3 protein-coding genes are annotated in these 3,283 nt (G+C 57.1%); all 3 read right to left on the reverse strand.

Features of this window, described 5'->3' with window-relative positions; all coding sequences use genetic code 11:
- The coding region (locus AAC126_RS22010) for a sulfotransferase domain-containing protein (protein WP_339857562.1) at positions 1-524 on the reverse strand (524 nt) is incomplete at its 3' end.
- Positions 525-543: 19 nt separating this feature from the next.
- A complete protein-coding gene (locus AAC126_RS22015; protein ID WP_339857564.1) occupies positions 544-1,731 on the reverse strand; it encodes a cupin domain-containing protein in 1,188 nt (395 codons plus the stop codon).
- 159 nt (positions 1,732-1,890) lie between these two features.
- The gene (locus tag AAC126_RS22020; protein WP_339857566.1) at positions 1,891-3,003 is read right to left on the reverse strand and encodes a porin; all 1,113 of its coding nucleotides are present in this window, start codon (positions 3,001-3,003) and stop codon (positions 1,891-1,893) included.
- Positions 3,004-3,283 lie beyond the last annotated feature (280 nt).

The following is a 3,283-nucleotide window of genomic DNA, read 5'->3' on the forward strand; positions in this document are numbered from 1 at the left end:
GGATTAAAATTCTCCACCGCGTGCCAGCTGCGGTAATGGTCTGTCCAGGTACCCAGGATCTGAAAGACCGCCGCCGGTGTTGTCCGCGTGGTCTGCAGCTCGGACGTCATGGCCTCGACCGCATCGTCCAGTGTAAGCCGATAGTGGTCGGCGTAAGAGACCGTCACATCGAATACATTGCGGACGACATAGGCCGCGCCCGCCGTGCACTCGAGGTGGATAAGCGGCCGCCCCTCGTGCATCGCCAGCGCATTATGTGTCTTTACGATAGTTGTCTGCGGTTCCTGCGACCATGCCTTTTGCAATGGTTCACGCAGCGCATGCAGTTCAGCGTCACTCAACGCCTGCAACGGCTTTCCGGCAATCTTTTCGTAAAGCGGCCCCATCATATCGCCGTAGCGAACCACGCCGAGCTCATTGATCGAGACCGGCTCCGCGCTGTTCCGGAACAGGTTCTCGATAAAGACACGAAGCCAAGTATTGCCGGACTTTGGGAAGGATGCCAGCCAGAGAATTCCGCTCATGAGATCTGGTCGGCCCGGCTCACCCGCGAAGCCGCCAGATCACATGATGCTGGTCCAGCGCCTTCAGCAGAGGTTCGAAATGCGGCACACGGTCCGGGAACTCGGCCCTGAGATCGGAAAGCCAGACCTCTTCGGATTTCACGATCCGTTCGGCCAGGGCATAATCATCCTTGGCAATATCGATCGTGAAACCCGCGCCGCTCAAGGTTGCTGCCTGACCACGCCGTGCGAGTTTCACCGGCCGGCGGGTCACCATGAAATTTATGTCCGGAGTACGGTCCGGCAAAGTGTGACGCACGACCTTGTCCGCAACCTTGCTCATCAGGTGACCGCGCACCTGCTGGTGGAACTCCGGCCGCGCCATATGCTCGGCAACCCGTTTACCCAGCTCGGTGATGTAGTTTTCCAGATCCTCGCCATCATCAAAATGTGGGATTCGCTTCCGGAAAAATTCATCCTGATGCAAGTGAGGTGCAAGCATCGCGAGGGTGGAGTGTCCGTCCACATAGGTGGCGCCGAAGGACAGGTGCAGGGATGCGGTATCCGTCGTCATGGCGTCATGATAAAGGCCGCGCGGCAGATACAAGACATCACCGGGACGCATCACGATCTGCTGCATGACCTCGCCCTTCTGCTGATCGTGCTGCTCACGCGTGAAATCGGCCGACCGTACACGCGGCACGTCGATCGCCTCATTGACCCGCCCACGGTAGATATTCCAGGTTTTCTCGCCCTCGATCTGCACGGCAAAAACACACATCGTGTCGAAATGGGAGTGATAGGCCTGAACGCTTTTCCAGGAACAATAGGCGTTACAGGAAGCGTGGGTTCCAGTCAGGCGCTCAATAAAGCGTGTGGCTTCCTGAACCGAGGGATGAATGCCCTCGATATAGTCAAGCACGAGGCTTGCCCCTTTTGACATCAGAAAGCGTACCCGCTCTGAATCAGGCACCAGGACATTCATGCCCTTGCGGTCGATGCCCGGACGGCAATATTGCTCGGACGGCAGGACGTTTCCATCGACCGCCATCTCCATATAGTTCGCATGCCAAAGCTTGGAGCGGTTGATCAGATCATTCATCTGATCCCAGTCGAACAGGTCGCCGATCGGATCGAATGCGCCCTGCTCGAAATAATAGGCCTTGTCCCAGTATTCCTTCAGAAACTGGTCCCGTGTGATTTTCTTGAAGAAATTACTGAACTGCACCGATTTGCTCCCGGATATCCATAGCGCGCGATCTGTATAACAGGCGCGACGACAGTTCCATAGGGCAAGCCGCGCTTCAATAGGCGCGAAAGCTATCGGCCAAAAGAAAAGGGGCCGCGAAACGCGGCCCCTTCCCGAAGTCTTGACGTAGAAGCTGGATTAGAAGGACAGCTTCATGCCGACCACGAAGTAGGTCGCTTCGCCGCCGTCGAGGGCAGCTCCGGTCGCGCTCGTGTTGTCGGTGTCGTATTCGGTGTGTGCGAGAGTCGCCGCAGCGGTCACGCCCGGGCCCAGCGCATACTTGCCGGACAGAGCATACGTGTCCTGCTCGCCGTTGCCGGTGGTGACACCAGCAGTGGTGGAGCCGTCGACTTCACCATGGAACCAACCGAGGCTGACGCCCCACGGGCCGGTCGCGTAAGCAACACCAACGTTGTAGCCGTCGCTGTCAGCAGCATCGGTGGTGCCGTCGGCGTCGGCATAAGCCGCACCAACTTCAAAGCCACCAAAGCCGAGGGTCGCGCCAACGGACCAAGCCTTCGGGTCGTCCTGACCAGAAGTCGTACCGTTGGTGAAGCCACCGAAGCCACCGGAAACGCCGACGTTGAAGCCGTCGAAGTCACGCTTGAAGTTAGCGGCAACCGCATAACCGTCGGTCAGGGAAGCATCACGATCCGGCTGAGCGTTGTTGTCCTGCGTGGCGTCCGGAATGTAGGAAACACCGAGCTGGAAGCCTTCGATCCGCGGCGTGTAGTAGGTCAGCTTTTCGGAGTCGTTGGTCCGTGCCGGCTCAATGTTGGTCGAACCGAACGGGCTGCGGTAAAAGCTGCCGGAAACGCTGGACGGCTTGGTGGCCCAGAAGATCTGGTCACCGGAGTTGATGCCGATGCCGTAGTCAGACGGACCGTAGTTCATCTTGTACAGCGCGGAGTTTTCAGAACCCAGGTTGATCTCACCAAAGTTGCCTTTGACGATCAGGTAGGATTCGTCGATCTGGTCGCCACGGTTGCTGTTGCCTTCCAACTGGACGTTGACGCCGACAGAGATGCCGTTATCGAGGGTGGTCATGCCCTTGAAGTGGATTTCAGCATCGGACTTGACGTCGAAACCGCTGTAATCGGTGCCGGCATCATCGTCCGAAGACGTGTAGCCGAACCACTGTTCCATGTAACCACCGACGGACACTTTCAGCTTTTCAGCAGCATCCGCAGACGGCGCTGCGATCATGCCAGCGGCAACAATCGCAGTCGTTCCGAGAAGAATCTTTTTCATCTTTTCCCCTACTCCCGAGAGTCATCGGTTAAGTAACGCGGCAAGTAGGCTGCAGAAAATCTGCGTAACCCCCTAACCTCACGTCACAGCATCACTATTCTCTCGGCATTTGACCGTCAAGAAAGACAGGCCGGGCATTTATGCAAATCTGTCTCAATGTGGCGAAAATGCCACAAATCGATGGCTGCGCTTGTATTTATCGGGATTCTTGCATGCAGAACCGGCGTGATCATATGTCAAGTTGTTCACGGGCAAGAGAAACGGTAAAAGGCGTCTCGTC

It is taken from the genome of uncultured Nisaea sp., assembly GCF_963974195.1.
Taxonomy (GTDB): Bacteria; Pseudomonadota; Alphaproteobacteria; order Thalassobaculales; family Thalassobaculaceae; genus Nisaea.

Coding starts and splice junctions, on each gene's coding strand:
- AAC126_RS22020 (WP_339857566.1), bottom strand. CDS start 3,003: ATGAAAAAGATTCTTCTCGGAACGACTGCGATTGTTGCCGCTGGCATG.